The 26,762-nt window shown below is 70.5% G+C and carries 29 protein-coding genes; 16 read left to right on the plus strand and 13 right to left on the minus strand.

Annotated elements, in window-relative coordinates:
* The first annotated feature begins 94 nt into the window (after positions 1–94).
* Genes pstC through pstB form a run of 3 tightly spaced genes read left to right on the plus strand, consistent with a single transcriptional unit; the run spans position 95 to position 2,988 of the window.
* Entirely contained in the window at positions 95–1,105 is a 1,011-nt protein-coding gene (gene pstC / locus ABZ848_RS40120; RefSeq protein ID WP_360840064.1) for a phosphate ABC transporter permease subunit PstC, read from the plus strand.
* Positions 1,102–2,163 (plus strand): phosphate ABC transporter permease PstA, encoded by a 1,062-nt coding sequence (gene pstA, locus ABZ848_RS40125; protein ID WP_360840065.1) that lies wholly within the window; start codon positions 1,102–1,104, stop codon positions 2,161–2,163. The genes pstC and pstA overlap by 4 nt, the downstream gene beginning before the upstream one ends.
* A 48-nt stretch (positions 2,164–2,211) precedes the next feature.
* Complete coding sequence (gene pstB, locus ABZ848_RS40130) at positions 2,212–2,988, plus strand: phosphate ABC transporter ATP-binding protein PstB (protein WP_360840066.1); 777 nt, start codon at positions 2,212–2,214, stop codon at positions 2,986–2,988.
* 126 nt (positions 2,989–3,114) lie between these two features.
* On the opposite strand, the gene ABZ848_RS40135 is transcribed toward pstB, so the two are convergent.
* Both ABZ848_RS40135 and ABZ848_RS40140 read right to left on the minus strand, forming a co-directional pair.
* Entirely contained in the window at positions 3,115–4,113 is a 999-nt protein-coding gene (locus tag ABZ848_RS40135; protein ID WP_360840067.1) for an inorganic phosphate transporter, read from the minus strand.
* A 7-nt stretch (positions 4,114–4,120) separates the two neighbouring features.
* Positions 4,121–4,741, minus strand: a complete 621-nt coding sequence (locus tag ABZ848_RS40140; protein WP_189421789.1) for a DUF47 family protein — start codon at positions 4,739–4,741, stop codon at positions 4,121–4,123.
* A 224-nt stretch (positions 4,742–4,965) separates the two neighbouring features.
* Here ABZ848_RS40140 and ABZ848_RS40145 point away from each other — a divergent pair, with 224 nt between their 5' ends.
* Positions 4,966–5,316, plus strand: coding sequence for a metal-sensitive transcriptional regulator (locus ABZ848_RS40145; protein WP_360840069.1), 351 nt, complete (start codon positions 4,966–4,968; stop codon positions 5,314–5,316).
* A gap of 36 nt (positions 5,317–5,352) precedes the next feature.
* Here the strand turns inward: ABZ848_RS40145 and ABZ848_RS40150 are convergent, their stop codons facing one another.
* From ABZ848_RS40150 to ABZ848_RS40190, 9 genes are all read right to left on the minus strand, one after another.
* Positions 5,353–5,520: a hypothetical protein gene (locus ABZ848_RS40150; protein ID WP_242765905.1), complete on the minus strand. Its 168-nt coding sequence runs from the start codon at positions 5,518–5,520 to the stop codon at positions 5,353–5,355.
* 107 nt (positions 5,521–5,627) lie between these two features.
* Positions 5,628–6,407, minus strand: a complete 780-nt coding sequence (locus tag ABZ848_RS40155) for a hypothetical protein (RefSeq protein WP_360840071.1) — start codon at positions 6,405–6,407, stop codon at positions 5,628–5,630.
* Positions 6,408–6,678: 271 nt separating this feature from the next.
* The gene (locus tag ABZ848_RS40160; RefSeq protein WP_360840072.1) at positions 6,679–7,110 is read right to left on the minus strand and encodes an NUDIX hydrolase; all 432 of its coding nucleotides are present in this window, start codon (positions 7,108–7,110) and stop codon (positions 6,679–6,681) included.
* A complete protein-coding gene (locus tag ABZ848_RS40165) occupies positions 7,107–8,180 on the minus strand; it encodes a CHAD domain-containing protein (protein WP_360840074.1) in 1,074 nt (357 codons plus the stop codon). Before ABZ848_RS40165 ends, ABZ848_RS40160 begins: the two co-directional genes overlap by 4 nt.
* Positions 8,161–10,392, minus strand: coding sequence for an RNA degradosome polyphosphate kinase (locus ABZ848_RS40170; protein ID WP_360840076.1), 2,232 nt, complete (start codon positions 10,390–10,392; stop codon positions 8,161–8,163). Before ABZ848_RS40170 ends, ABZ848_RS40165 begins: the two co-directional genes overlap by 20 nt.
* Before the next feature lie 317 nt (positions 10,393–10,709).
* Positions 10,710–11,564 (minus strand): hypothetical protein, encoded by an 855-nt coding sequence (locus ABZ848_RS40175; protein ID WP_360840078.1) that lies wholly within the window; start codon positions 11,562–11,564, stop codon positions 10,710–10,712.
* Positions 11,561–12,598 carry an ABC transporter permease gene (locus ABZ848_RS40180; protein WP_360840080.1) on the minus strand — a complete coding sequence of 346 codons (1,038 nt, stop codon included), beginning with the start codon at positions 12,596–12,598 and terminating at the stop codon, positions 11,561–11,563. Before ABZ848_RS40180 ends, ABZ848_RS40175 begins: the two co-directional genes overlap by 4 nt.
* Positions 12,595–13,500, minus strand: coding sequence for an ABC transporter ATP-binding protein (locus ABZ848_RS40185; RefSeq protein WP_360840081.1), 906 nt, complete (start codon positions 13,498–13,500; stop codon positions 12,595–12,597). The genes ABZ848_RS40180 and ABZ848_RS40185 overlap by 4 nt, the downstream gene beginning before the upstream one ends.
* Complete coding sequence (locus ABZ848_RS40190; protein ID WP_360840197.1) at positions 13,497–13,901, minus strand: GntR family transcriptional regulator; 405 nt, start codon at positions 13,899–13,901, stop codon at positions 13,497–13,499. Before ABZ848_RS40190 ends, ABZ848_RS40185 begins: the two co-directional genes overlap by 4 nt.
* Before the next feature lie 111 nt (positions 13,902–14,012).
* Between ABZ848_RS40190 and ABZ848_RS40195 the strand changes: the two genes are divergently transcribed.
* From ABZ848_RS40195 to ABZ848_RS40230, 8 genes are all read left to right on the plus strand, one after another.
* A complete protein-coding gene (locus ABZ848_RS40195) occupies positions 14,013–14,552 on the plus strand; it encodes an RNA polymerase sigma factor (RefSeq protein ID WP_360840082.1) in 540 nt (179 codons plus the stop codon).
* 58 nt (positions 14,553–14,610) lie between these two features.
* Positions 14,611–15,441 (plus strand): zf-HC2 domain-containing protein, encoded by an 831-nt coding sequence (locus ABZ848_RS40200; RefSeq protein WP_360840084.1) that lies wholly within the window; start codon positions 14,611–14,613, stop codon positions 15,439–15,441.
* Between the two features lie 46 nt (positions 15,442–15,487).
* Positions 15,488–16,354: an ABC transporter ATP-binding protein gene (locus ABZ848_RS40205; protein WP_360840086.1), complete on the plus strand. Its 867-nt coding sequence runs from the start codon at positions 15,488–15,490 to the stop codon at positions 16,352–16,354.
* A complete protein-coding gene (locus ABZ848_RS40210; protein ID WP_360840088.1) occupies positions 16,351–17,874 on the plus strand; it encodes an ABC transporter permease in 1,524 nt (507 codons plus the stop codon). Before ABZ848_RS40205 ends, ABZ848_RS40210 begins: the two co-directional genes overlap by 4 nt.
* The gene (locus ABZ848_RS40215) at positions 17,871–18,578 is read left to right on the plus strand and encodes an ABC transporter (protein WP_360840199.1); all 708 of its coding nucleotides are present in this window, start codon (positions 17,871–17,873) and stop codon (positions 18,576–18,578) included. Before ABZ848_RS40210 ends, ABZ848_RS40215 begins: the two co-directional genes overlap by 4 nt.
* Before the next feature lie 225 nt (positions 18,579–18,803).
* Positions 18,804–19,334 carry a hypothetical protein gene (locus ABZ848_RS40220; RefSeq protein ID WP_360840090.1) on the plus strand — a complete coding sequence of 177 codons (531 nt, stop codon included), beginning with the start codon at positions 18,804–18,806 and terminating at the stop codon, positions 19,332–19,334.
* A gap of 109 nt (positions 19,335–19,443) precedes the next feature.
* Positions 19,444–20,064 carry a restriction endonuclease gene (locus ABZ848_RS40225; protein ID WP_360840091.1) on the plus strand — a complete coding sequence of 207 codons (621 nt, stop codon included), beginning with the start codon at positions 19,444–19,446 and terminating at the stop codon, positions 20,062–20,064.
* A 47-nt stretch (positions 20,065–20,111) separates the two neighbouring features.
* The gene (locus ABZ848_RS40230; protein WP_360840093.1) at positions 20,112–20,366 is read left to right on the plus strand and encodes a hypothetical protein; all 255 of its coding nucleotides are present in this window, start codon (positions 20,112–20,114) and stop codon (positions 20,364–20,366) included.
* 118 nt (positions 20,367–20,484) lie between these two features.
* Here ABZ848_RS40230 and ABZ848_RS40235 read toward each other — a convergent pair whose 3' ends face one another.
* Positions 20,485–22,284, minus strand: a complete 1,800-nt coding sequence (locus tag ABZ848_RS40235) for a bifunctional metallophosphatase/5'-nucleotidase (protein WP_360840095.1) — start codon at positions 22,282–22,284, stop codon at positions 20,485–20,487.
* Positions 22,285–22,484: 200 nt separating this feature from the next.
* Between ABZ848_RS40235 and mshD the strand changes: the two genes are divergently transcribed.
* The 4 genes from mshD (at position 22,485) to ABZ848_RS40255 (ending at position 26,038) form a co-directional block, all read left to right on the plus strand.
* Positions 22,485–23,411: a mycothiol synthase gene (gene mshD / locus ABZ848_RS40240; RefSeq protein WP_360840096.1), complete on the plus strand. Its 927-nt coding sequence runs from the start codon at positions 22,485–22,487 to the stop codon at positions 23,409–23,411.
* 244 nt (positions 23,412–23,655) lie between these two features.
* Positions 23,656–23,781, plus strand: a complete 126-nt coding sequence (locus tag ABZ848_RS40245) for a hypothetical protein (RefSeq protein ID WP_360840098.1) — start codon at positions 23,656–23,658, stop codon at positions 23,779–23,781.
* Between the two features lie 246 nt (positions 23,782–24,027).
* Positions 24,028–24,156 carry a hypothetical protein gene (locus ABZ848_RS40250; RefSeq protein WP_360840100.1) on the plus strand — a complete coding sequence of 43 codons (129 nt, stop codon included), beginning with the start codon at positions 24,028–24,030 and terminating at the stop codon, positions 24,154–24,156.
* 97 nt (positions 24,157–24,253) lie between these two features.
* Entirely contained in the window at positions 24,254–26,038 is a 1,785-nt protein-coding gene (locus tag ABZ848_RS40255; RefSeq protein WP_360840102.1) for an ABC transporter ATP-binding protein, read from the plus strand.
* Here ABZ848_RS40255 and ABZ848_RS40260 read toward each other — a convergent pair.
* A complete protein-coding gene (locus tag ABZ848_RS40260; RefSeq protein WP_360840104.1) occupies positions 26,028–26,735 on the minus strand; it encodes a response regulator transcription factor in 708 nt (235 codons plus the stop codon). The genes ABZ848_RS40255 and ABZ848_RS40260 overlap by 11 nt on opposite strands.
* Positions 26,736–26,762 lie beyond the last annotated feature (27 nt).

A 26,762-nucleotide genomic window follows, 5' to 3' on the forward strand; every position in this document is an offset into this window, starting at 1 on the left:
CGCACCGTCCGGTGCACCGCCGCCACGAGCCGTACGAGACGTACGGCTTCGCAGAACCGCATCATGGATGTGGTTCCGCAGACCGGAGAACCCGATGGACATAACGACGCAGAACACCGAAGACACACCACCCCCTCCCCCGCAGCCGTCCGAGGCCGAGCAGAAGCGCAACGCCCGCGGCGCCACCCGACCCGGTGACCGGATCTTCCTCGGTCTCTCCCGTGGGTCGGGCATCTTCCTGTTGGTGATCATGGCCGCGATCGCGGTCTTCCTCACCTACCGTGCGGCCCTCGCCATCAGCAAGGACCACGGGAACTTCCTCACCACCTTCGAGTGGAACACCAACATCCAGCCGCCGTCCTTCGGCATCGCGGTGCTGGCCTACGGCACGATCATCTCCTCGATCATCGCCATGGTCATCGCGGTCCCGATCGCGGTGGCCATCGCGCTGTTCCTCACCCACTACGCGCCGCGCCGGCTGCGCGGTCCGATCGCCTACGTGATCGACCTGCTGGCCGCCGTGCCGTCGATCGTCTACGGCCTGTGGGGCGCGCTGATCCTGGTTCCGCACCTCACCGGTCTCTTCAGCTGGCTGAACGACTACTTCGGCTGGACCGGCGTGCTGTCCTGGGACGAGGGCCCGCCGCGCTCGATGCTCACCGTCGGCATCCTGCTCGCGATCATGATCCTGCCGATCATCACCAACGTGAGCCGTGAGGTCTTCCGCCAGGTCCCGCAGATGCACGAGGAAGCGGCGCTGGCGCTCGGCGCCACCCGCTGGGAGGTCATCCGCATGGCGGTCCTCCCCTTCGGCCGCTCCGGTGTCATCTCCGCCTCGATGCTCGGCCTCGGCCGCGCGCTCGGCGAGACCATGGCCGTCGCGACCGTGCTCTCCCCCGACTTCCTGATCCACGCCAGCCTGCTCAACGGCGGCGGCGGTACCTTCGCCCAGAACATCGCGAGCAAGTTCAGCGAGGCCGACCAGTTCGGCCGTGACGCGCTCATCGCCTCCGGTCTGGTCCTGTTCGTCATCACCCTGTTGGTCAACGGCGCGGCCCGGCTCATCATCGCCCGCCGTGCGGAGTACTCGGGGGCCAACGCATGAGCAACGCCGCCATCACCGAAAAGCGCCCCAGCACCCTGCGCGGCGCCTCCCTGCCGAAGTGGTCGCCGTGGGCGATCGCCGCCGGCTCCGTGGTCGTGGCCGTCGGCATCGGCGCGGGCGCCGGGCTCGACAGCAAGGTCCAGTGGGGCCTGATCGCCGGACTGCTCTTCCTCATCGGCACGTACGGCATCGCCGCGGCCGTCGAGGGACGCCGGCAGGCCAAGGACCGCATCGCGACCGGGCTCGTCTGGGTCGCCTTCCTGCTCGCCGTGGTGCCGCTGGTCTCCCTGGTGTGGACGACCATCTCGCGCGGTGTGAAGGTCCTCGACATCTACTTCCTGACCCACTCGATGGGCATCGTCCCCGACTCCCAGCCGGGCGGTGGCATCTACCACGCCATCATCGGCAGCCTGGAGCAGGTCGGCCTCGCCACGATCATCGCGGCGCCGGTCGGCATCCTCACCGCCGTCTACCTGGTGGAGTACGGCCGCGGGAAGCTCGCCAAGGCGGTCACCTTCTTCGTCGACGTCATGACGGGTATCCCGTCGATCGTCGCGGGTCTGTTCATCCTGTCGCTGATGCTGATCTTCGACATGGAGCCGTTCGGCTTCGCCGGTTCGATGGCCCTGGCCATCCTGATGATGCCGGTGGTCGTCCGCTCCACCGAGGAGATGCTCAAGCTCGTCCCGAACGAGCTGCGCGAGGCGTCCCTGGCGCTGGGCGTGCCGAAGTGGCGCACGATCCTGAAGGTGGTCCTGCCGACCTCCATCGGCGGCATCATGACCGGCGTCATGCTGGCGATCGCCCGTATCGCCGGTGAGACCGCGCCCGTCCTGCTGCTGGTGTTCGGCAACCGGTTCATCAACAACAACCCGTTCGAGGGTGCGCAGCAGTCGCTGCCGCTGTACATCTATCAGCAGTACGCGCAGAGCGCCGGCGCGAACGCGGCGTACGACCGTGCCTGGGCGGCGTCGCTCACGCTGATCGCCTTCGTGATGATCCTCAACCTCGTGGCCCGCGGCATCGCCCGCTGGAAGGCCCCGAAGTCCGGTCGCTGACGCGGCCATACAGCGACCAGTTCCCCCTCGAAAGAAGCAGTGATTTCCATGGCCAAGCGAATCGATGTCAGCGGCCTCAGCGCCTACTACGGCTCCTTCCGGGCCATCGAGGACATCTCGATGACCGTCGAGCCCCGTACCGTCACGGCCTTCATCGGCCCGTCCGGCTGCGGCAAGTCCACGTTCCTGCGCACCCTGAACCGGATGCACGAGGTGACGTCGGGCGGCCGGGTCGAGGGCAAGGTCATGCTCGACGACGAGAACCTGTACGGCGCCGGGGTCGACCCGGTGGCCGTGCGGCGCGAGATCGGCATGGTCTTCCAGCGCCCGAACCCGTTCCCGACGATGTCGGTGTACGAGAACGTGGTCGCCGGTCTGAAGCTCAACGGCAAGTTCAAGAAGAGCGAGCTCGACGACACCGTCGAGAAGTCGCTCAAGGGCGCCAACCTCTGGAACGAGGTCAAGGACCGCCTGAACAAGCCGGGTTCCGGTCTCTCCGGTGGTCAGCAGCAGCGTCTGTGCATCGCCCGGGCGATCGCGGTCGAGCCCAAGGTCCTCCTCATGGACGAGCCCTGCTCCGCCCTGGACCCGATCTCCACCCTCGCGATCGAGGACCTGATCGGTGAGCTCAAGGAGCGCTTCACGATCGTCATCGTGACGCACAACATGCAGCAGGCGGCGCGTGTCTCGGACCGCACGGCCTTCTTCAACCTGGCCGCCGTCGGGCAGCCCGGCAAGCTGATCGAGATAGACGACACGGAGCGCATCTTCTCCAACCCGTCGGTCCAGGCCACGGAGGACTACATCTCCGGCCGCTTCGGCTGAGCCGAGGCCGTATCGGCGCAAGGACCCCTCGCGGTGCTGCATGGCGGTGCCACCGCGAGGACGATGAAGGGCCCGCCCCTGGCTCCCGGGGGCGGGCCCGTCGTCGTACCGGAGTGGCTGCTGGAACTACAGGAACAGCAGGTTCACGAGGCCGAAGGAGCCGGCCGCCACCAGGGCCGCCGCCGGCATGGTGATGAACCAGCCCATGACGATGTTCTTGGCGACTCCCCAGCGCACCGCGTTCACGCGCTTCGTCGCGCCGACACCCATGATGGCCGAGGTGATCACGTGGGTCGTGGAGACCGGGGCCTTGAAGAGGTAGGCCGTGGTGAACATGATCGCCGCGCCGGTGGTCTCCGCGGCGAAGCCCTGCGGGGGGTCGAGTTCGATGATCTTGCGGCCGAGGGTGCGCATGATGCGCCAGCCGCCCGCGTAGGTGCCCAGGGAGAGCATCACCGCGCAGACGATCTTGACCCAGACCGGGATCGGGTCGCCGTACGTCTCGTGGCCGGAAATCACCAGTGCCATCACCACGACACCCATCGTCTTCTGGGCGTCCTGGAGGCCGTGGCCGAGTGCCATGCCCGCCGCGGAGACCGTCTGCGCGATACGGAAGCCGCGCTTGGCCTTGTGCGGGTTGGCCTTCCGGAAGATCCACATGATGGCCGTCATCACCAGATAGCCGGCGAGCAGGCCGACGACCGGCGAGAGGAACATCGGGATGATGACCTTGTCGATCACGCCGTGCCAGATCACCTCGGTGCCGCCCGCGAGCGCGGCCCCCACCAGCCCGCCGAACAGGGCGTGCGAGGAGGAGGACGGCAGGCCGAAGTACCAGGTGATCAGATTCCAGGTGATCGCGCCGACCAGGCCCGCGAAGAGGATGCCCATCCCCTGCGAGCCCTCGGGCGTCTCGATCAGGCCCTCGCTGACGGTCTTGGCGACTCCGGAACCGAGGAAGGCGCCGGCGAGGTTCATCACCGCGGCCATGGCGAGGGCCGCGCGCGGGGTCAGCGCCCGCGTCGACACGGACGTCGCGATCGCGTTCGCCGAGTCGTGGAAGCCGTTGGTGTACGTGAAGAAGAGCGCGACCGCGATGGTCACGACCAGGGCGAAGGTGTCCATCGACGCCTCAGGACTCCTTGACGGCGATGGTCTCCACCGTGTTCGCCACGTGCTCGAAGGCGTCCGCCGCTTCCTCCAGGACGTCCACGATCTGCTTGAGCTTCAGCACCTCGATGGCGTCGTACTTGCCGTTGAAGAGGTGGGCGAGCAGCTTGCGGTGGATCTGGTCGGCCTGGTTCTCCAGGCGGTTGACCTCGATCCAGTACTCGGTGAGGTTATCCATGGTGCGCAGGTTCGGCATGGCCTCGGCGGTCAGCTCCGCGGCCCGGGCCAGGACCTCGATCTGCTGCTCGACGCCCTTCGGCAGTTCCTCGACGTTGTAGAGGACGACCAGGTCGACGGCCTCCTCCATGAAGTCCATGATGTCGTCGAGGGAGGACGCGAGGGTGTAGATGTCCTCGCGGTCGAAGGGTGTGATGAAGGAGGAGTTCAGCTGGTGGAAGATCGCGTGCGTGGCGTCGTCACCTGCGTGTTCAGCGGCCCGCATACGCTCTGCGATCTCGGCCCGGGCGGAGGCGTCCGCCCCGAGCAGTTCCATCAGGAGTTTCGAGCCCGTGACGATGTTGTCCGCGGATGCGGCGAACATGTCGTAGAAGCTCGTCTCCCTGGGGGTCAGACGAAAGCGCACAAGGGGTCCTCGGATTGCATCGGTTTCGGTCAGGCTGATGCTAAGTGCATCATCCGGCCACGGCTAATGGGCCGTCGTCCAGTGTCGCCCATCGGGCAGAGTGATCAGCACGGGGGCGGTACGGGGCTGCGGTTCCGGCGTTGGCCAAAGGCCCTATACCCAGCAAAGTTCGATACCATATACCCACCTGGGGTATATGTCCCCTTGAGTTGCGGGAGGACGCGATGACGACGACCGAGGCCGGCGCCACGGCGCCCTCCGGAACCACCACGCACGGCTATCACAAGCAGAAGGACGAGCACCTCAAGCGGCTGCGCCGGATCGAGGGCCAGATCCGTGGCCTGCAGCGGATGGTCGACGAGGACGTCTACTGCATCGACATACTCACCCAGGTGTCCGCCTCCACCAAGGCCCTGCAGTCCTTCGCGCTGCAGCTCCTGGAGGAGCACCTGCGGCACTGCGTCGCCACTGCAGCCATTGAGAGCTCCGCTCAGGGCGCGGTCAAGGGCGGTGACGAGATCGACGCGAAGGTCGAGGAGGCGACGAAGGCGATCGCACGCCTGCTGCGCACGTGACGTATGTCCCGATGAGCTGCGAAGGGGGGCCTCCGGCTAGTCGCCGGAGGCCTCACGCTCTTCGGCCACTTTCAGCACCTCGTCGATGCTCGCAAGGCTGAGCCGCTCCTCGGCGGCCGAGGCCGCGATGATCAGCTCTCCGCACAGTTCGATCTCGGCGAGGGCCACGTGGTCCTGAACTGCCGTACCGCCGACCGGAGCCACGTGCGTCACCTCATCTCTGCCGTCACCGACTTCCTAGAGTAGGGAGCGGCCTACACACCGCGCATGGCACGGACGGGCTAGTTCTTGACGCCCGTCACGCCCACTCGCTATTCCGCGATCTTCCCCGCGTAGATGTCCTTCGAGGCCGGCAGGTGTACGTCGACGGGGGTCCCGAAGTCGTACAGCAAGGTCGTCGAATAGACCACGACCGTGCCTTTCTGCCGTCCGCTGACGAAGCTGAACTCATGCCGGATCTTGCGGATACGGCCCTGCTCGTCGAGGTAGGCGTCGAACGGCACCGCCTTCCTGGCGAACCCTTTCACCACCGCCGCGGGCAGCTCCGTCGTCCCGCGGTAGTGCCGCACCGGCACCCCCGCGAGCCGCGTCTTCCCGAGATACGTCGCCGTATGCGTCCCGCGCAGCAAGTCGGCAGCGGCGAAGGGATCGGTGGCGCCGCCGGTCACCAGGTTCCCGTCGGAGAGGGCGGCCGTGTCCACCCGGACCCACTTGTCGGCGGGCACTCCGGCGCCCCGGTTCTTCATGAACAGGGCGCCGGGCGCGAGGAGTTCGGTGATCGGGCGGTGCTCGGCCCTGCCGGCCGGGTCCTGCGGCAACCGCACCCACAGCCGGCCGAGCCGGCGCCGGTAGTCGTACACGCCCTGGCCGCGGATGGTGACGCGGGTGCCGCCGGTGGCCATCTCCATCGAGGTCGTCGCCTTCGAAGTGCCCGCGTCGACCAGGGTGCCGGAGGCCCGGTGCAGCACCTGCACGGCGTCGGAGCCGCGGGAGTCCTCGGCGGCCGCTCCGCCGGAACATCCGGCCGCTCCGAGACAGACGGCGATCCCCGCGGCGACCGCCCCGCCCACCCTGTGCTGCCGCTCCGCCATCGCCTGCCTACCCCCAAGCCGCCCTGTCGCTCCGGTTAACGACGGGTGGGCAGGGGCCGTCACGCACATACGGGCACCGCTGCCGGAGGCAGCTGATTGATGCAGCACTCGGGCTGGGTAACGTTGTCGGAGTGGTGCAGCAGGAACACGCGACGACGACCGTCGAACAAGGCCGCTTCTGTTTTGCGCGGTGCAGCTGCGGGTGGCGGGGACCGGCGCGCAGAGCCCGTAGTCAGGCCCGGACGGACGCCGCGGTGCACCTGACCACGCTTCAGGCGTGACGCAGCGCCGTCAGCAGCTCGTCGACGAGGGTGCGGTCGCGGTGCTGGGTCAGACGGCTACGGGCCGCGGCGGGGGAGAGCCACAGGATGCGGTCCACCTCCGTGCTGGGGGTGAAGCCGCCGGAGACCGCCTCGGCGGCCCAGTAACGCACCTGCTTGGGACGGCCGCCCGCGAAATACCGGACCGTGGACAGCTCCACGCCCGGCTCCGCCGTGCAGCCCGTCTCCTCCTCGACCTCGCGCAGGGCCGCGGCGAGCGGCTCCTCGGCGCGCTTCAGCTTGCCCTTGGGGTGGGACCAGTCGTCGTACTTCGGCCGGTGGACCAGGCAGACCTCCAGCTCGCCGTCCACGGGGGAGCGGCGCCAGAGGATGCAGCCGGCCGCCTGGATGAGGGTGTCGTTGCCTTCCGGGGTCGCCGTCACGTACTCACCACCTGTTTCTGCCAGCACTGCTGGAACGCGAACCGCGCCGCCTCCACTTCGTGGCGCTGATCCGCGTGGAGTACCCCGAGCGCGTAGGCGGTAGCCGGGGCGATACGGGGGGTCCGGGCCGCCGAGGCCGCGGCTGCCGCCGCCTCCGACGCGTCGCGGTGGCGGTCCAGGGCCTGGCCTGCGGTGAGGAGGCGGACGTCCACGGGGGCGTTCTCGCCGTGGAGTGCCTCGCGGGCGTAGCGGTGCAGGCGGAGCAGGAGGCGGACCTGGTGCCAGGGGGCGTCCTGGGGGTGCGGGGCCGGGTCGGGGGAGAGGCCGTGGATGAGGGCCTCGGCGTTGTAGGGGTGGCCGGCGGTGACGAGGGGGAGGGCGGCGATGGCGTCCGTGAGGCGTTCCTCGGCGGCGGTGGCCAGGGGGTGGAGGTTCGTGGTGGCGGCGGTGGGGGTGAGGGGGACCTCGCTGGCCAGCACGGCGATCTTGTCCGCGACGGCGTGAAAGCGGCTGGATCCGAGGGCCTGGAGGGCGGTGCTGTGGGCTCGGGTGCGGGCGAGGGTGAGCTGGCGTTCGAGCAGGGCGCCTGCTTTTGCCGCGCCGACCGTGAGGTTGCCGCGGTCCGCTGTGGGCGGGCTGGGGGGACCGGCATTGCCTTGAGCCGTCTTCAGTGGGCCCACAGCCGCGCTGGTCTGAGTGGGGAAGACCGCCGCCCCGGACAGCCTGTGCAGTGCCAGCAGCAACCGCTCCAGCCTTGCCGCGTACGCATGCTCCATCGTCAACGTGCCGGACAGCCACGCCAGTTCCGGGCGCAGGCTTTCCGACCAGTCGGTGTCCAGCAGTGGCCGGTACGTGTGCAGGCTGCCGCTGATGCGGCGGACCGAGCGGCGCAGGGCGCGGGCCGCGTCGACGGATTCGTCCGTGCCGCCTGCCGCCGTACCGGACTCGCGGTGCAGGCGCAGGGCGCGGAGGAACTCCGTGGCCTGGGCCCGCAGGTAGCCCGCGAGGGCGTCACCGGTGGGGGCGGGCCCGGCCGTGGGGTCCGTCGGGTCAAGGTGTTGCTGTGCCACGCCGGCGCCTCCGGGCGTCTATGAGCATCTCCTGGATATTCCGCAGGGGTTGGCCGTCCGCGTCGGTGGCGTGCCGGATCCACTCGCCGTCCGCACTGAGGTGCCAGGAGGAGGTGGTGTCGGACATGCCGGTCTCCAACAGCCGGTTCAGGGCTGCGCGGTGGGCCGGGTCGGTAACCCTGACCAGGGCCTCGATACGGCGGTCGAGGTTGCGGTGCATCATGTCGGCGCTGCCGATCCACACCTCGGGTTCGCCGCCGTTGCCGAAGGCGAAGATCCGGGAGTGTTCCAGGAAGCGGCCGAGGATCGAGCGGACCCGGATGTTCTCCGACAGGCCGGTCACGCCGGGGCGGATCGCGCAGATGCCGCGCACCCAGACGTCGACCGGCACGCCGGCCTGGGACGCGCGGTAGAGCGCGTCGATGAGGGCCTCGTCGACCATCGAGTTGACCTTGATGCGGATGAACGCGGGACGCCCGGCACGGTGGTGCTGGGCCTCCTTGTTGATCCGCGCGATCAGGCCGTCCCGCAGGGATTTCGGGGCGACCAGGAGGCGGCGGTACGTCTCCCGGCGAGAGTAGCCGGAGAGGCGGTTGAACAGGTCGGACAGGTCGGCGCCCACCTGGGGGTCGGCGGTGAGCAGGCCGAGGTCTTCGTACAGGCGTGCCGTCTTCGGGTGGTAGTTGCCGGTGCCGACGTGGCTGTAACGCCGTAGCGTGTCGCCCTCCTGACGGACCACCAGGGACAGCTTGCAGTGGGTCTTCAGGCCGACCAGGCCGTAGACGACATGGCAGCCCGCCTCCTCCAGCTTGCGCGCCCACTTGATGTTGGCGTGCTCGTCGAAGCGGGCCTTGATCTCGACGAGCACGAGGACCTGCTTGCCGGACTCGGCGGCGTCGATGAGCGCGTCGACTATGGGGGAGTCGCCCGAAGTCCGGTACAGGGTCTGCTTGATGGCGAGGACGTCCGGGTCGTTCGCCGCCTGCTCCAGGAAGGCCTGGACGGAGGTGGAGAAGGAGTCGTACGGGTGGTGCAGCAGGACGTCCCGGCCGCGCAGGGCGGCGAAGATGTCCGGCGCGGACGCCGACTCGACCTCGGCCAGGTCGCGGTGGACGCCGGCGATGAACTTGCGGTACTTCAGCTCGGGTCGGTCGAGGGAGGCGATCCGGAAGAGGCCCGTGAGGTCCAGGGGACCCGGGAGGGGATACACCTCGGCCTCGGAGATCTTCAGCTCGCGGACCAGGAGGTCGAGGACCTCGCGGTCGATGGACTCCTCCACCTCCAGACGCACCGGGGGTCCGAAGCGGCGTCGCATGAGCTCCTTCTCCAGGGCCTGGAGCAGGTTCTCGGCGTCGTCCTCCTCGACCTCCAGGTCCTCGTTCCGGGTCAGCCGGAAGGCGTGGTGCTCCAGGACCTCCATGCCCGGGAACAGCTCCTCCAGGTGCGCGGCGATGACGTCCTCGATGGGCACGTAACGGCCGGGGGAGCTCTCCAGGAAGCGGGACAGCAGCGGCGGGACCTTGACGCGGGCGAAGTGCCGGTGGCCGGTGACCGGGTTGCGTACCACCACGGCCAGGTTCAGGGAGAGGCCGGAGATGTACGGGAAGGGGTGCGCCGGGTCGACCGCGAGAGGGGTCAGCACCGGGAAGATCTGGTGGCGGAAGAGCGTGAAGAGGCGCGCCTGCTCCTTCTCCGTCAGCTCGCTCCAGCGGACCAGGTGGATGCCCTCCTCCGCGAGCGCGGGGGCGACGTCCTCGTGGTAGCAGGCGGCGTGCCGGGCCATCAGCTCGCGGGAGCGGGCCCAGATCATCTCCAGCACCTCGCGGGGCTGGAGGCCGGAGGCGGAACGGGTCGCGACCCCGGTGGCGATACGGCGCTTCAGACCGGCCACCCGGACCATGAAGAACTCGTCCAGGTTGCTGGCGAAGATCGCGAGGAAGTTGGCCCGTTCGAGCAGCGGGGTGTCCGGGTCCTCGGCGAGTTCGAGGACACGCTCGTTGAAGGCGAGCCAGCTGCGCTCCCGGTCCAGGAACCGGCCCTGCGGCAGCTGTACCCCGTCGACCTGGGACTCCTCGTAGGCATCGAGGTCGGCGTCGATGTCGGGTTCCAGGTCGGAGACCGCGGCGGCCACCGTGTGCGGGCGGTGCGCGGCTATGGAGCCCACGGAGGGCTGTGCGTGCTGGACCTGTGCCTGGGCGTTTGGCTGACTCATGGACCCATTCTTCCGCGCCAACGGCGTCACGGGCGCGTCGGAGGCGGCGGGCGGGAGAGCGGCCACGGTCCTGAGGGCGTCCCCGTTCCCCGCGGTCCCCTCGGAGGGCGGCGAAGGCTCTGGCACGGAGGGCGTCATTGGCCGAGCGTCGCAAGCCCGTCTGAACCGTTGGTTACGGCGACATGGCGTGCGGGATATCGGGGAGCGGCTCCCGGGCGTCTACGCCGGCCGGACCGGCGTAACACCGGGCTGGGAGCCGCCCCCGAGGGTACGTACGTCCGTCCCCCCGTGGAAAGGACGTACGCGGATCGGCTGCGTCACACGGTGCGGCGGGGGAGCAGCCGGAAGGCGAGCACCGTCGCGAGGGCGGCCACGGCGAGGACTATGCCGGTTTCCACGAGGTGCATGGGCCAGAAGTGGGACTGCGGGTGGTAGGTGACGTAATAGCCGTCGGCGCCATGTCCCTTGGTCAGCTGCCAGAGGCCGTTCTGGAGGTCGAAGCGGGTGGCCGAGGTGCGGGTGTCCGACGGCCAGAAGGAGCCGCGGTAGCGCTCCAGGACGAGGTTGAGGAGCCACATCGCGGCGAGGGAGACGCCGAGGGCGGGCAGGGTGCGGCGGATCAGGAGTGCGGTGAGCGTGCCGACCGCGAGGGCGCACAGGCCGTACGCCACCGTCGCCGGGCCGCGGGCCACGAAGACGTCGGCGGAGCTCCAGTCGTCGCCCATCAGGTCCCGGTGGGCGCTCCAGCCCCAGCGGAACGCCAGGACCAGCGCCGTTCCGCCGAGCGTGAGCAGCAGCGCGGGCAGGGCCAGCTTGGCGGTCAGCCAGCGGACAGGGGTGATGCCCTGCGTCCACGCCAGCTTCGCCGTACCGGACTCCAGCTCCCGGCCGATCAGCGCGGCGCCCGCCCACGCGGCGACGGCGAGGAAGCTGTAGCAGACGAGGGTGCCGATGTAGCCGGTGCGCTCGCTGTAGTTCAGCACGGTGAGGATGTTGCAGGTCCTGTGGTGCTCGCAGTACGCCATCTCCTGCTCGGCCCCGTCCGAGGTGACCGTGTTGAGCCAGACCAGCCAGCCGACCATGGCGGCGACGAACGCGGCCCACACGATCAGCGCCGGGCGGTGCAGCCGCAGGACCGTGCGGGGCAGTCCGGGCAGGGCGAGCGCGGTCATACGGCGGCCTCCTCGCGGGCGCGTACGGGCTGCTCCCCGCGGGGGCGGGCCACCGCGGTCCGGCGGGCGAGCAGGCGGAAGGCGAGCAGGGACAGCAGCGCGGCGAGCGCGAGCAGCAGGCCGGTCTCCACCAGGTGCAGCGGCCAGAAGTGCGAGCGGGGGTGGTACTCGTTGTAGATGCCGACGGCGTGCAGCCGCGCGTACACCTCCTCGCAGGTCTCGCGGCCGGCGTAGCCGCAGTCGGGTGCGGGCACGTGCCCGCCGGTGGAGGTGACGAGGCCGTAGTCGACGTGGATGCCGTCGACGGAGAAGCCGTGGTCGAAGTCGCCCGTGGTGGTGACGGCGGGCCACAGGTACGGCAGCGCCGACAGGGTGGCGAACCACAGGGCGGCCATCGCGGCCAGCGCGACGCCCAGCGCTGCGAGCGCCCGGCGCACGACCAGGCCCGCGAGCGCCCCGACGACCAGACCGGCGAGGGCGAGACCGACCAGACCGGGGCCGTTGACGGCGAAGGTCAGGGTGTCGTACCAGGACTTCTGCGTGTCGACACGGCCCTCGCCCGCGGACCACATCAGGTGGTGCAGCAGGACCAGCAGGCCGGTGCCGACGGTGACCAGGGCGGCCGGCAGGGCCAGCTTGGCGGCGAGCCAGCGGGCCGGGGTCACGCCCTGGGTCCAGGTCAGCTCGGCGGTGCCGTTCTCCAGCTCGCCGCCGGTCAGCGCGGCGCCCGCCCAGGCGGCGACCAGGAACGGGATCAGGAACATGGCCAGCGTGACGACGTCGTAGACCTTCTTGTAGCGCAGGATCGCGTCCTGGTCGTACGAGCAGCGCGGGTGGTCGCCGCACGCGTTCCACTGCCGCCAGCCCTCGGCGGCGGCGTCCGTGAGCGGGCCCCACAGCCACAGCAGCGACGCGGCCAGTACGACGACCAGTCCCGTGAACACGTACAGGGCCGGGCGGTGCAGGCGCAGCAGCCAGCGGGACAGGCGGGGGGCCGGGGTGCGCGGCGCGGCGAGGGCGGCGAGGGCGGTCATATCGCGGCCTTCTCGTGCTCGGCCGGGGTGGTGCCCGAGGCCTGGGGATTGCGCAGGTAGGACAGGACGAGCTCCTCCAGGGAGGGCGGGCCGGCGCGCAGGCTCTCCGGGAGCGGGCCGGACGGGCGGACCAGGGCGGTCAGCTGGCGGCCCGTGGTGCGGGACTCGACGACCGTGTGCGGGTCGAGGGAGGTCTCCGCGGGGCCGGACACGCGCACGTGCGCGTCGAGGAGGTCGTCGATCTCGCCGGACAGCCGTACCCGGCCGCCGCCGATGAGGAGGAGGTGGTCGCAGGAGCCCTCCAGCTCGGCGACCACGTGCGAGGACATGACGATCGTGGTGCCGTACTGGGCGGCCGTCGCCATCAGCACGCCCATCAGCTCGTGCCGGGCCAGCGGGTCCAGGTCGGCCATCGGCTCGTCCAGGAGCAGCAGTTCGGGCTTCTTGGCGAGGGCCAGGGCGAGCGCGACGCGGGTGCGCTGGCCGCCGGAGAGCGCGCGGATCCTCGCCTTGGGGTCGAGGCCGCCGTCGGCCACGATCCGCTCGCCGGTCGCCACGTCCCAGCGGCCGGGGTTGAGGTCGGCGCCCAGGCGCAGCGTCTCGGCGACCGTGAGCTGCGGGTACAGCGGCTTCTCCTGCGCGACGTAGCCGACGCGGGTGCGGGCCGAGGCCGGGTCGGTGCCGAGCACGGTGACCGTGCCCTCGGTCGGGACCAGCAGGCCGGCGGCGAGGGCGAGGAGCGTGGACTTGCCGGCGCCGTTCGGGCCGACGACCGCGCAGACCCGGCCGGCGGGCAGCCGGAAGGTGCAGTCGCGCAGCGCCCAGGCCGGCGACTTCCAGCGCGCGCCGAAGCGCCTGCCCACGGCGGCCGCCTCCAGGGCGAAGCCGGCGGTGTCGGTCATGAAAGGTCCCCCAGGCTGTGCTTGTCGGTGAAGTGCTTCTCGAGTACGGCGGTGAAGAGCGCGGCCACGTCCTCCCGGTCGAGGCCGGACTCGCGGGCCTTGGCGGCCCAGGCGTCCAGCTCCCCGTGCAGGGGGGACTCGGCCGGGGTCGCGGTGCCGAGCGAGCGGCGTACGAAGGTGCCGAGGCCGCGGCGGGCCTCGACCAGGCCCTCGCGCTCCAGCTCGCGGTAGGCCTTGAGGACCGTGTTCGGGTTGATGGCGGTGGCCTCGACCACCTCGCGCGCGGTGGGCAGCTTGTCTCCCGGCTCCAGGAGGCCCAGACGCAGGGCCTGCTTGGTCTGCTGGACGATCTGGACGTAGGTGGCGACGCCGGAGCGCCGGTCGATGCGGTACTCGACCACTCGTACAACCACCCTTTCACTAATTGAGTAGTGAAAGGGTGGTGGAAGGGCTCTGGAAAAGTCAAGCGAGATCGTGTGAACCGATCCGCCGGGCCCATCCGATGAGGGGACGTGAGCGAAACGAGAAGCGACGGGGAACTGCTGCGGTCCGCCGCGGACGGGGACCGGCGCGCCTTCGAGGAGCTGTACCGGCGGTACGCGCCGTGGCTGACCGCCCGGCTGCGCGGCCGGTGCGCCGACGCGGGGGTCGTCGACGACGTCGTACAGGAGACGTTCCTGGCGATATGGCGGGGCACGGCCCGCTATCGCGAGGACGGCGACGTGGCCGGGTGGCTGTGGCGGATCGGGGCGCGGCGGCTCGTCGACGCGCTGCGCGGCGACGGGGCGCGGGGGCGGCTGCGGCAGGCGCTGGCGCGGCTGCGGCACCGGGACGAGGCGTCCGCGGAGGAGCGCGTGCTCGCGGGGGTGGAGCACGGGGACCTCGCGGGCGCCCTGGTCCGGCTCTCGCCGGAGCTGCGGGCGGTCCTCCAGGCGACGGTCATCGACGGGCTGACCACCCGCGAGGCGGCCGTCCTGCTGGGGATTCCGCCGGGGACGGTCAAGACACGGGCGATGCGGGCCCGCAAGCAGCTGAGGGAGGCGCTGGCATGAGCAGGCAGATGTACGTACGAGGTCTGCGCGGCCCGGCGCGGGTGCGGGAGGTGGCGGCATGACGTGGCATGTGGAAGCCGAGGATCTACGGGCCTACGCCCAGGGCGAGTTGGCGGCTCCGCTGCTCTGGTCCGCCGACACGCATCTCGTCGCGTGCGCCGAGTGCCGGGGAGTGCTCGCCTCCGTGAGTGATCCCGTGTCCATCGACGCGGGCTGGGAGCGGCTGGATGCCGAACTCGACGCTCCCCGGCCGGGGTTGTTCGAGCGGGCGCTGGTGCGGGTCGGGGTCGCCGACCACATCGCGCGGCTGCTCGCGGCGACGCCGGTGCTGCGCCGCTCCTGGCTCGGCTCGGTCGTCGCGGTCCTGGTGATGTCCGTCGCGGCTGCCTACTCGGCCCGCAACTCCGCGTCGCCGACCGTCTTCCTCGCCCTCGCGCCGCTGCTCCCGCTCGCCGGGGTCGCGCTGTCGTACGGACCCGCGCTGGACCCGACGTACGAGATGGCGGTGGTCGCCCCGGTGCACGGGTTCCGGCTGCTGATGATCCGTACCGTCGCCGTCCTCGCCGCCGTGCTCGGCCTCAGCGGGCTCGCGACGCTCGCGCTGCCCGGCTACGGCCTCGGCGCCCTGGCCTGGCTGCTGCCCGCGCTCGCGCTGACCTCGACCGGGCTCGCGCTGTCCGCCCGGCTCGGCCCGGTGCTCGCGCCGTCGCTGGTCGGCGGGGTGTGGGTCGCGGTGCTGCTGGCGGCCAAGGCCGCCGGCTCCGGCGCCACGCTCGCGCCGTTCACCGCGGCCGGCCAGGGGGTCGCGGCGGCGGTCGCCGTGCTCGCGGGCGGCCTGCTGTTTCTCGTACGGGACCGATTCGACCGCTTTCGGGGGAGCGCCGTATGACCGGCGTCGCGCCCGCCCTTTCCGACCACTCTTGGGGGAGTACCGCATGACCACCACCGTTTCCGCCTCAGGGCTGAGTCTGCGCTACGGCGCGACCCGCGCCCTCGACGACGTGTCGCTGCGGCTGACACCGGGCGTCACGGGCCTGCTCGGCCCCAACGGCGCCGGAAAGACGACCCTGTTGCGTGTGCTGGCCACCGCCGTGCCCGCCGACGGCGGCGCGTTCACCGTGCTCGGCCAGGACCCGGGCACGGCGGCCGGCCGGCAGGAGGTGCGGCGGCGGCTCGGCTACCTGCCCCAAACCCCCGGTTTCCACCCGGACTTCACGGCCTTCGAGTTCGTCGACTACGTGGCGATCCTCAAGGAGCTGACCGACCGGGGCGCCCGCCACCGCGAGGTGCGGCGCGTGCTCGACCGGGTCGACCTCTCCGACGTACGCGGCAAGCGCATCAAGAAGCTGTCCGGCGGTATGCGGCAGCGGGTCGCGCTGGCCGCCGCGCTCGTCGGCGACCCGGGGTTCCTGGTCCTGGACGAGCCGACGGTCGGCCTCGACCCCGAACAGCGCATGCGCTTCCGGGAGCTGATCGCGCAGGCCGGCGAGGGCCGGACCGTCCTGCTGTCCACCCACCAGACCGAGGACGTGGCGATGCTCTGCCACCGCGTGCTGGTGATGGCGGGCGGCGCGATCCGCTTCGACGGCACGCCCGCCGAGCTGACCGCACGGGCCGCGGGCCGCGTCTGGAACAGCAGCGAACGCGACCCCGGCGCGAAGGCCGGCTGGCGCACCGGCACCGGCTCCTTCCGCAACGTCGGCCACCCGCCCACCGGCGCGGACCTCGCCGAACCCACCCTGGAGGACGGCTACTTGCTCACCCTCGACGACGCGGGCGTCCGTGCGGAGGTGGCGGCATGAGCGCGGTACTGGAAGAAGCGCGCGCGACGGAGCGGGCGGCGCGCTCCGGCAGACCCACGTCGGCGATGCTCGACCTGGCGCTGTTCGAGACGCGGCGACTGCTCACGCGCATACCGATGCTGCTCGCCTTCGCGGCCTACGTCGCCTGGATCGTGTGGCGCGCCCCGAAGTTCGAGGACGGCTTCCCCGCCCTGCAGAACGCCGACCGTGCCACCCAGAGCGGACCGCTGCTGGTCGGCCTCGCGGTGATGCTGTGCGCCAACCACGCCGTGCTGCGCTCGCGCCGGCACGACACGGACCGGCACTTCGGGGTCCTGGTGCTCATGCCCTGGCGGCGTACGGCGGCCCATGTGCTGTCCGTCGTACCGGCCGTGCTGCTCGTCGCCGTGGGTGTGGTGGGGCAGTTCGGGTGGGAGGCGCTGCGGCCGGGCGCGGTCGGGACCGGTTCGGTGGCCGAGCTGGTGGTGGGGCCGCTGCTCGTGCTGCTGTTCGGGGCGATCGGGGTGCTGCTGGCGCGGCTGATCCCGTCGGGGTTCGCGGCGCCGCTGACGATCGTGCTGTTCTTCTTCCTGTTCTTCGCCGGGGCGTTTCCCGGGGGGACCGGTGAGCGGGGGACGCGCTGGCTGGCGCCGGTGGTGGACGAGATGGGCAGCGGCTCCATCCCGTCGGACCTGATGGGCCGCCCGGCGGGCTGGCACGCGCTGTACCTGCTGGGCCTCGGCCTGACGGCGGGCCTGCTCGCGGTGGTCGCCGGGGGCGGCCGCGGCTGGACGCTCAGGGGCGCGGTGGCGGCGGCGCTGGCGCTGGCGATCACGGGCGGGGTGGCGCAGACGGCCGCCATGCCGGCGAGGACGGTGGTGGCACGGGCGGCGGCCACGAACAACCCGGAGAAACAGCAGACTTGCGTGAACCGGGACGGCTCCACGTACTGCTCCTTCCCGGAATGGCAGCCGCGGACGGCCACTTGGGCCTCGGTCGTGCGGCACGTCCAGTCCCTCGCGGGCGGCAAGGCGCACACCCAGCCGGTCCTCGTCCGGCAGCGGATCTACGCCACGGACGGCCTCGCCTCCGACGGCGCGATCGACCCGTCGGCCAACCCGTACCAGGTCACGGTCGGCACGAGGTGGGGCGGCAACCGGGTCCCCGAGTTCTCGGCGGCGGTCTCCTCGGTGCTGGTCACGGGCAGCGAGAAGGCGACGGGCGCGATGTGCGACGGCCGCATGGTCACGGTGATGTGGCTGGCCCTGTCCTGGCAGCCCGACCCGATCCAGTCCCTGCGCGACGTCCGCCTCGACGACAGCATCACGGGCTCGGCGATCGTCCTCTCCCCGACCGACCCGCTCCAGATGACGGCGGGCCAGACGGATGTCGTACGACAACTGCTGGGCAAGCCGCAGGAGTCCGTGGCCGCGAAGGTGAAGGCCCACTGGGCCGAGCTGACGACACCCAAGGTGACGAGCGCGCGGGTGGCGGAGCTGCTGGGGGTCGCGGGGCCGAAGGAGGCGGACAAGTGCGACTGAGGGAGGAACGCGGGGCCGGTGAAGTGTGGTCCGTCATAAGGGAGTTGACGCTCCCCGTCCTGCGGACCCTGCCGTGGCGGGCGCTCGCGGCGGGTAGTGGGCTGGGGTTGCTGCTCGCGGGCTTGCTACGGCTCTACGGCGACTCGCTCACCGGCTGGTCCGCACTCACCCTCCTGCGCACCGCCGCCCTCGCCCACGCCCTCGGCCTGACCTTCCTCCTGGACGACCCGGCCCGCCACACCACAGCGGCGGCACCGACCCGGCGCCCTCTGCGCACCGGGCTCCGGGTCGCCCTGGTCACCCCGGTCACCGTCCTCTGGTGGACGGCGGTCGTCCTGCTCGTCCCGTCCGACCTGCGCCCTCCGGTCGGCCCCGTCACCCTGGAGGCCGGCGCGGCCTGCGCCCTGGCGCTCGCCGCGGGAGCCCTCGCGATCCGCCTGACGGACGAACCCCGCCCGGGCCCCTCGGTGGCAGCGGCCCTGCTCTTCACGGCCGTGGTCGGCCCCCTGCTCCTACCGGCCCGCTGGGCACTGTTCGTCTTCCCGCAGGACAAGAGGTGGGAGGCGTCGCATGAACGGTGGGGGGTGGTGCTGGCGGCGGCCGTGTTGGTGTGGGCGGCGTGCCTGGGGGAGCCGGTGCGACGGAGGCGGTTGCGCAGTGGTCCCGCCTCCTCCGGTGCCGGACGATTTACGGCTGACGCCTGAGCAAGGCCATCGAAAAGAAGCGGATACGACGGCTGATCTGTATGCGGCCGAGGACCTCTCGATCGAGCCGTCCTCGTCATCCGGCCCGACCGATCCGGTCCGCATCCGCACTCGTCCGGGTTATATCTCGGCCGCACGCCCCATAGACACCCATCCACACGCGCATGATGCCCTCCTGCACATCACGTCCTTGGGGGGACCATGACTGACGGCACGCCACCACCCATGCCTGACTACCTGCCGCCCGCACCGGAATCGGCACCGAAGAAAACACGTACGAACCTCGTCATCATCGGCTCGGCAGCCGCCGTCATCGCCGCGGTCATCGGCACCGGGATCGTGGTCGTGCAGTCCAGAGACGACGGCGGTGGCAAGGCTGCCGCGGCTGCGTCGTCGAGCGCGCCCGCGATCGATGCCGCGTCGGAACCGTCCCCGTCGCCGTCGTATGACGAGGTCACCGCCGAGAGCTTCGAGATCGAGCTGAAGACGAAGAAGCGCCAGTGCTTCGGGTCGGCCGGCTGCAATCTGACGGTCGAGCCGGACCTGACGTACCTGGGCGACAGCAACAGCATCGACCCCAGCGCGGTGTACGAGATCACCTATGAGATCCACGGCGATGAGTCCGGTCCGGTCATCGAGACGGCCGAGCTGTCGGACCAGACGAGCCTGAACTACTCGCAGTCTCTGATCAGCACTGTTTCGGCGGGTACCAAGGTGTCCGTGGACATCACCGACGTCACGACTCAGGCGGGATGAGGGAATGGAGCTTCTTCCTACGTGAGCGGCAGCGTCGACAGGCCGCGGCCACCCTCAGCGGCGGCGCGTAGCCAGCGCACTCGTCAGCACTATCTCGGGGGGAAAACCCATGGGGGCGTCCGTACGCCGCGCAGCACAATCGGGATCGTCGGGGTGGGCCGGCTGCGGTGTTGTCGCCGCTATCGGTCTCCCCGCGTTCCTGGTCCTGGGGGTGGCGGCCAACGGGCACGGCGGCATCGCCTTCTTGATGCTGCTGGCCTTCACTGGCGTTGGCGTCGCAATCGGCAGGGACCAGGCTCGGCGCACCTCCGAGTTCAAGCGCGTACGCGCCATGCAATCCATGGAGATCGCCCGTTACCACGCCATGGACCCGCGCGAGTTCGAGCACGCCATCGCCTACCTGTGCCGGCGCGACGGATGTCACCAAGTCCAGGTCGTGGGTGGCGCCGGCGACCTCGGCGCGGACGTCGTCGCCGTTTCCCCGGACGGACGCCGCATCGTGATCCAGTGCAAGCGGTACGGACCCACCACGAAGGTCGGCAGTCCGGATCTCCAACGGTTCGGTGGCACCTGCTACAGCGTGCACGGCGCGCAGGTGGCCGCGATCGTCACGACCTCCGTGTTCACACGTCCGGCCGCCGACTACGGCGTTCGCCTCGGGATCCGGCTCTTCGACCTCGGCGCGCTTGCGGGATGGGCGACCCGCACCGGACCCGCCCCCTGGATGTGAACACTCACGCCACCGGCCCTGCCGCTTTTGAACCTCGGAGAACAGCCATGCGCCGCATCACCATCTCTCTGCTCGTCGCCGCCGCGAACGACCCGAACCACCTGTTGGGTCGGCCCGGCCAGTACACGTCGAAGGTGACGTTCACCGACAGCCGGATCAAGGCCGGCGACGTCAGCGGAACCGAGAAGGGCGCCGTCGAGCGGGGTGGTGCGGTCCACGGGACCGTGCTCGTGAGGGTGTCGCACTACCTCACCCCAGAGCAGGCCGCCGAGTACAAGGCGGCGACGAACAGTCTCGGATGAGAACCGAGGCGATCACGGCAGCGCCTGCCCCTCGTCCTGGCTGACATGCCAGCGAACGCACGAGAGCCTGTGACCGCATCCCCGGTCACAGGCTCTCGTGGTTCCGATGTGCCTGCCGCTACTGCACGACCGTGATCCGGTTCGCCACCGGTGGTGCCAGCGGGCTGCTCGCCGTCGAGTTGGCCGTCAGGTACTCCACCAGCGCGGCCAGGTCGTCGCCGCCGACCAGGTCGTTCGTGCCCTGGCCGAGCGTCGTGAAGCCGTCGCCGCCGCCCGCGAGGAAGCTGTTCGTCGCGACGCGGTAGGTGGCGGCCGGGTCGATCGCCGTGCCGTTCAGCTTGACGGAGTCGGTGACCACTCGGTCCGCGCCCGACTTCGTGAGGTCCAGCGTGTACGTCAGGTTCGCCGACGGCTGGAGGATCTTCGGGGAGGCTGCGTTCGTGCCGCTGACCTGCTCCTTCAGGACCTGGATGAGTTGGGCGCCGGTGAAGTCCTGGAGGTTCACCGTGTTGGAGAACGGCTGGACCGTGAAGCCCTCGGCGTAGGTGACCACGCCGTCGCCCTCGCTGCCCTTCGCCGCGTAGGTCAGACCCGCCCGTACCCCGCCCGGGTTCATCAGCGCGAGGTCGGTCTCCGCGTCCAGCTTCCTGCCGTACGCCAGTTGCGCGTCGGCGATGAGGTCGCCCATCGGCGACTCCGTGCCGGTGCTGGCGACGTCCGCCGAGATGTAGCCGATCGCGCGGTTGCCGACCGGGGCCGCCAGGGTGTTCCACTTGGCGATCAGCTCGGTCAGGTCCGGCGCCTTGGCGACGGTCCGGGTCACCACGTGGTTCGCCGACTTCACCGACGTACGGGCGATGTCACCCGTCCAACGGTCGTACGTCAGGGTCGTGTCCGTGTAGAGGCGGCCGAAGGAAGCGGCCGACGTGACCATGCGCGGCTTGCCCGCCGGGTCCGGGATCGTGCAGACGTACGCCGCGTGCGTGTGGCCGGTGACCAGCGCGTCGACCGACGGCGAGATGTTCTTCGCGATGTCCACGATCGGGCCGGAGATGCCGCTGCCCGCGCTCCCGGAGTCGCAGTCGTAGTTGTAGGAGCCGGAGGCCGGCAGCCCGCCCTCGTGGATGAGGGCCACGATCGACTTCACGCCCTGCGCCTGGAGCACGCGCGCGTACTTGTTGATCGTCTCGACCTCGTCCTTGAACTTCAGGCCCTTGACGCCCTCCGCGGACACCACACCCGGGGTGTCCTCCAGCGTCACGCCGATGAAGCCGACCTTGACGTCCTTCTTCTTCCAGACCCAGTACGGCTTGAGGATCGGCTTGTTCGTCTTCTCGTCGAGGACGTTCGCCGCCAGGTACGGGAAGTTCGCGCCCTCGAACTCCTCGTCCGTGTAGCAGCCGGCGGTGGGGTGGCAGCCGCCGTTCTGCAGCCGGGCCAGCTCCTTCGCGCCCTCGTCGAACTCGTGGTTGCCCACGCTCGTGACGTCCAGGTCCAGCTTGTTGAGCGCCTCGATGGTGGGCTCGTCGTGGAAGAGACCCGAGATCAGCGGGGAGGCGCCGACCATGTCGCCGCCCGCCGCGGTGATGGAGTACGCCTTGCCCTTGCGGGCCTCGCGCAGATGCGTCGCGAGGTACTCGACACCACCGGCGTCGATCGTCTTCGTCGTACCGTCCGCCTGCAGTTCGGTGACCCGGCCCGACGAACCCGACGGGGGTTCGAGGTTCCCGTGCAGGTCGTTGAAGGACAGCAGCTGCACGTCCTGGTAGCGGCTCGGGAGATGGCCGCCGCCCTTCGTCTCGTGCGCGTCCGCCGGCAGCGCGGCCGCGAGGGCACCGGCGGTGGCGAGCGTGGCGGCCGCGGCCAGCAGTCGGTAGGTCCGTCTGCGGCGCGGATACGGCTGGGTGGTGGCTGGCATACGCCCCCCTGTGGGTCGGCAGCCCCCTCTGGGTCTGCTGAGTGTCATGGCCCCGTCCGGCGGCAGCCTAGGGTCAACGCGCGTAGCGCGACAGGGGGTTCTTGGTTACATCCTGGTTTCCCTTTGCCCTCCGCTTTGCCTTTACGTTCGGTTCGTCGCCCGCCCCCACTTTGTCGGCCGGCGCCTTTACCCTCGTACGCATGACCAGCGACGACACCGCAAGCGCGGGCCGGACCCGCTCCATCGAGACCCACTCCGCGCTCTCCCCCGGGCAGACCGAGGCCGTGCTCGCCCTGCTGGCGGAGGCCATGAAGAACGACGGCCAACAGGCGGTGTCCGAGCAGGGCCGGCTGCAACTGCGCGGCGGGGAACGGGAGGGCGTCTCCCATCTGCTGCTCACGGTCGGCGAGGAACTCGTCGGCTACGCGCAGCTGGAGGACACCGATCCCGTGGAGGCGCCGGCCGCCGAGCTGGTCGTGCACCCCGCGCACCGCGGGCACGGGCACGGGCGGGCGCTGGGCTCGGCCCTGCTCGCCGCGTCCGGCAAGCGGCTGCGGGTGTGGGCGCACGGCGGCCACTCCGCCGCCCGGCACCTCGCCCAGGTCCTCGGGCTGACCCTCTTCCGTGAACTGCGGCAGATGCGGCGGCCGTTGGAGGGGCTGAACCTGTCCGAGCCGGTGCTGCCGCTGGACGTGACCGTGCGGACCTTCGTGCCCGGGCAGGACGACGCGGCCTGGCTCGCGGTGAACGCGGCGGCCTTCGCCCACCATCCCGAGCAGGGCTCGCTGACCCAGCGGGACCTCGACGCCCGCAAGGCCGAGCCCTGGTTCGACCCGGCCGGCTTCTTCCTCGCCTTCCGCGGCGAGGAACTCGTCGGCTTCCACTGGACGAAGGTGCACGCGGCGGAGCGGCTGGGGGAGGTGTACGTCCTGGGCGTGCGGCCCGGTGTGCAGGGCGGGGGGCTGGGCAAGGCGCTCACCACGATCGGGCTGCGGCACCTTGAGGCGCAGGGGCTGCCGACGGCGATGCTGTACGTCGACGCCGACAACAAGGCGGCGGTCTCGGTGTACGAGCGGCTCGGCTTCACCACGTACGAGACGGACCTGATGTACCGCACGGAGACGTGACGCCCCTCCCCGCCCGCAGACGGCCGCCGGTCACGGACCGGCGGCCGTTCCCTTTTCCCCCGTAAATTCTGTGTGAGCGCGGTTTCAGTTCCGGGGTTCGTGTAGCAGTTTAAATTCAGAGGCGACTCACATCGATCCTTATTGACGTCTAAGGCGATTTGGCTTTTTCGGCTTCGGAAATGCCGTAATGTTTTCCATGTCGAAAGCGAACGGCGCGGACGACACCGAAACGAAGGAGAGCACGATGAGCTTCCACAAGATCGCCCCGGTCAAGAAGGCCCACAAGCCCGCCCCGGCCCCGAAGAAGAAGCCGGTCAAGAAGGCGGTCCCGGCTCCGGCCCCGAAGCGTCGCCCGGTCGGCCACAAGTAAGTCACCCGTCAAGAAGATCGTAAAGAAAACAGGGAGGGAAACATCATGAGCTTCCACAAGATCGTGCCCGTCAAGAAGTCCCGCAAGCCCGCTCCCGCGCCCAAGAAGCCCGCGCCGAAGAAGCCGGCTCCGAAGCGGCGCCCGGTCGAGCACAAGCACTGACGCAGAATTTACCCACGTAAATCACAGGCAATTGCAGCAGATCGGTAGAAGGACTGTTGCAGAACAGTAGCGAGGGACACAGACATGAGCTTCAAGAAGATCGCCCCGGTCAAGAAGAACGACTGCAAGAAGGCCGCGCCGGCCGCGAAGCGCGCCCCCAAGCCCGCGCCGAAGAAGGCCCCGAAGCGCCGCCCCGTCGGCCACCAGGGCTGAGCCGTCCCGTGAGGCGGGGCCACCGGTTAGCGCGCTCGCGCCCGGTGGCCCCGCCTCGGCCATGCCGTACCCACCGTGCCCCCGAAGGGAGTTGATCATGAGAGAGGTCCGTGAGGCCTTCCGCCGGTTCTGGCCGCTGACCCGCGGTGACCGCAAGTGGCTGGCGGCGATCGTCGCCTGCGTGGTGGTCTCCGCGCTCGCCGAGACCGCCTCGATCCTGCTGTTCGCGCAGCTGACCGACAACGCCCTGGAGGCCGGTTCGATCACCGCGTTCTGGGGCCCGGCCGGCGCCTGGCTGGGCGTGGCCGCGCTCGGCGCGCTCGTCGGCTACTTCGGCAACTCGCTCGCCACCTGGACCGCGGAGAGATTCGTCCTGCGGCTGCGGGCGAAGGTCTTCCGGCACGTCCAGGACCTGCCCCCGCACTTCTTCCAGAAGCACCGCCAGGGCGACCTGGTGGAGCGGCTGACCGGTGACGTCGAGGCCATCGAGCAGATGGTCGTCTCCGGCGTGGTCGGCACCGTCTCCGCCGCCTTCTCGGCGGTCTTCTACTCCGCCGCCGCCCTCTATCTCCGCTGGGACCTGGCCCTCGCGACCTTCGTCCTGGCCCCCCTCTTCCTCCTGGCCGCCCGCCGCTTCTCCGGCCGTATCCGCACGGCCTCGCAGGACGAGCGGGTCGCCGACGGCGCGATCACCTCCGTGGTCGAGGAGTCGCTCGGCAACATCGTGCTGACCCAGGCGTACAACCGCCGCGCGGACGAGGAGAAGCGGCTCGACCGCGAGGCACGCGCGTGGATGAAGGCGTCCGTCCGCGGCGCACGGCTCAGCGAGATGTACGAGCAGTTCGTCGAGGTCGTCGAGACGCTGTGCGTGCTCGCGGTGATCGGCCTCGGGGTGTGGGAGATCTCCGCCGGCCGGATGAGCCTCGGCCAGCTGCTCGCGTTCGCCGCGTTCATCGGCTACCTCTACCCGCCGGTCCGCAGCCTCGGCCAGCTCGGCCTCACCCTCACCGCGGCCACCGCGGGCGCCCAGCGCCTCAACGACATCCTGGACTCCGAGCCGGCCGTGACCGACCCCGCCGAACCGGTCGCCGCCTGGCCCGTGCGCGGCTGGGTCGCCTTCCACGACGTCTCCTTCCGCTACCCGGAGTCGCGCCGCGCCTCCCTGCGCGACGTGAGCTTCACCGCGAGCCCCGGCGAGCTGGTGATCGTCACCGGCTCCAGCGGCGCCGGCAAGTCCACCCTCTCCAAGCTCCTCACCCGCTTCTACGACCCCGCGCAGGGCACCATCACCCTGGACGGCGTCCCGCTCACCGACGTGTCACTGGAGTTCCTGCGCGAGAACGTCGCGCTGCTCCCGCAGGAGACCCTCATCCTCAACGGCACCATCCGCGAGAACATCGCCTGCGGCCGCCCCGGCGCGAGCGACGAGGAGATCGAGCGGGCGGCACAGGAGGCGGCGGCGCACAACTTCATCACCGCACTTCCCGAGGGTTACGACACCCACATCGCGCCCGGCACGGCCGCGCTGTCCGGCGGCCAGCTCCAGCGGGTCGCCATCGCCCGCGCGATGCTGCGCGCCGCACCGGTCCTCGTCCTCGACGAGCCGACCGCCGGGCTCGACGCGGTGGCCGCCCGCCAAGTAGTCGCGCCACTGCGGAAGCTCATGGCAGGCCGTACGACGATCATGATCACGCACGATCTGAGCCTCGCGCCGGACGCGGACCGGATCCTGGTCGTGCACCGCGGACGCCTGGTCGAGTCGGGCACGCACAAGGAACTGCTCGCCCGGCAGGGCGCCTACGCGGCGCTCGCCGAGCCGCTGCCGGACGCGGTGGCGGACGCACCGCCGGCGGTGGACGAGACGATGATCCTCAGGTGGTAGCCCTGAGGGTGTAGCCGAGTCCCCGCACGGTCTGGATGAGCCGCGGTTCGCCGCGGCTCTCCGTCTTGCGCCGCAGGTACATGACGTACACGTCCAGGGTGTTGGAGGTCGGCTCGAAGTCGAAGCCCCACACGTCCTTGAGGATCTGGCCGCGGCTGAGCACCTTGCCCGCGTGCCGCAGCAGGTACTCCAGCAGGGAGTACTCGGTCCTGGTGAGGTCGAGGGCGTGGTCGGCGCGGGTGACGGTGCGGGTGCGCGGGTCCAGGGCGAGGTCCTGGAAGCGGAGCCGGTGATCGGGGACGGCCTCCGCGGGCTGCCGGGGCACGCGGCGCAGCAACGCCCGTACCCGCGCGAGGAGTTCCTCGGCGGCGAACGGCTTCATGAGATACCCGTCGGCGCCGTTGTCGAGGGCGACGATCCGGTCCCCCACGGCATCGCGCCCGGTGATCATCAGGATCGGCACGGTGGACCCGGAGGCCCGGATGCGCCGGGTGGCGGCCAGCCCGTCGAGGCCGGGCATGGTGACGTCCATCAGCACGAGATCGGGCGCCTCCTCGGCCACCCCGAGCAGGTCGAGGGCGGTACGCCCGTCCCCGGCGAGCAGGGTGTCGTACCCCTCGAACCGGAGCAGCCGCCCGATCCCCTCCCGCACGGCCTCGTCGTCGTCGGCCAGTAGAACAGTTGTCTTCCGCGCCATCTCAACACGGTGTGACGGTGCGCTGTG

The organism is Streptomyces sp. NPDC047081, assembly GCF_040643775.1.
Classification (GTDB): Bacteria; Actinomycetota; Actinomycetes; order Streptomycetales; family Streptomycetaceae; genus Streptomyces.

Excerpts from the sequence above, each read along its gene's own strand:
- pstC (WP_360840064.1), top strand. The coding sequence starts at position 95 with ATGGACATAACGACGCAGAACACCGAAGACACACCACCCCCTCCCCCG.
- pstA (WP_360840065.1), top strand. The coding sequence starts at position 1,102 with ATGAGCAACGCCGCCATCACCGAAAAGCGCCCCAGCACCCTGCGCGGC.
- pstB (WP_360840066.1), top strand. The coding sequence starts at position 2,212 with ATGGCCAAGCGAATCGATGTCAGCGGCCTCAGCGCCTACTACGGCTCC.
- ABZ848_RS40135 (WP_360840067.1), bottom strand. The coding sequence starts at position 4,113 with ATGGACACCTTCGCCCTGGTCGTGACCATCGCGGTCGCGCTCTTCTTC.
- ABZ848_RS40145 (WP_360840069.1), top strand. The coding sequence starts at position 4,966 with ATGACGACGACCGAGGCCGGCGCCACGGCGCCCTCCGGAACCACCACG.
- ABZ848_RS40155 (WP_360840071.1), bottom strand. The coding sequence starts at position 6,407 with ATGGCGGAGCGGCAGCACAGGGTGGGCGGGGCGGTCGCCGCGGGGATC.
- ABZ848_RS40170 (WP_360840076.1), bottom strand. The coding sequence starts at position 10,392 with ATGAGTCAGCCAAACGCCCAGGCACAGGTCCAGCACGCACAGCCCTCC.
- ABZ848_RS40175 (WP_360840078.1), bottom strand. The coding sequence starts at position 11,564 with ATGACCGCGCTCGCCCTGCCCGGACTGCCCCGCACGGTCCTGCGGCTG.
- ABZ848_RS40180 (WP_360840080.1), bottom strand. The coding sequence starts at position 12,598 with ATGACCGCCCTCGCCGCCCTCGCCGCGCCGCGCACCCCGGCCCCCCGC.
- ABZ848_RS40185 (WP_360840081.1), bottom strand. The coding sequence starts at position 13,500 with ATGACCGACACCGCCGGCTTCGCCCTGGAGGCGGCCGCCGTGGGCAGG.
- ABZ848_RS40200 (WP_360840084.1), top strand. The coding sequence starts at position 14,611 with ATGACGTGGCATGTGGAAGCCGAGGATCTACGGGCCTACGCCCAGGGC.
- ABZ848_RS40205 (WP_360840086.1), top strand. The coding sequence starts at position 15,488 with ATGACCACCACCGTTTCCGCCTCAGGGCTGAGTCTGCGCTACGGCGCG.
- ABZ848_RS40210 (WP_360840088.1), top strand. The coding sequence starts at position 16,351 with ATGAGCGCGGTACTGGAAGAAGCGCGCGCGACGGAGCGGGCGGCGCGC.
- ABZ848_RS40220 (WP_360840090.1), top strand. The coding sequence starts at position 18,804 with ATGCCTGACTACCTGCCGCCCGCACCGGAATCGGCACCGAAGAAAACA.
- ABZ848_RS40225 (WP_360840091.1), top strand. The coding sequence starts at position 19,444 with ATGGGGGCGTCCGTACGCCGCGCAGCACAATCGGGATCGTCGGGGTGG.
- ABZ848_RS40230 (WP_360840093.1), top strand. The coding sequence starts at position 20,112 with ATGCGCCGCATCACCATCTCTCTGCTCGTCGCCGCCGCGAACGACCCG.
- ABZ848_RS40235 (WP_360840095.1), bottom strand. The coding sequence starts at position 22,284 with ATGCCAGCCACCACCCAGCCGTATCCGCGCCGCAGACGGACCTACCGA.
- mshD (WP_360840096.1), top strand. The coding sequence starts at position 22,485 with ATGACCAGCGACGACACCGCAAGCGCGGGCCGGACCCGCTCCATCGAG.
- ABZ848_RS40245 (WP_360840098.1), top strand. The coding sequence starts at position 23,656 with ATGAGCTTCCACAAGATCGCCCCGGTCAAGAAGGCCCACAAGCCCGCC.
- ABZ848_RS40250 (WP_360840100.1), top strand. The coding sequence starts at position 24,028 with ATGAGCTTCAAGAAGATCGCCCCGGTCAAGAAGAACGACTGCAAGAAG.
- ABZ848_RS40255 (WP_360840102.1), top strand. The coding sequence starts at position 24,254 with ATGAGAGAGGTCCGTGAGGCCTTCCGCCGGTTCTGGCCGCTGACCCGC.
- ABZ848_RS40260 (WP_360840104.1), bottom strand. The coding sequence starts at position 26,735 with ATGGCGCGGAAGACAACTGTTCTACTGGCCGACGACGACGAGGCCGTG.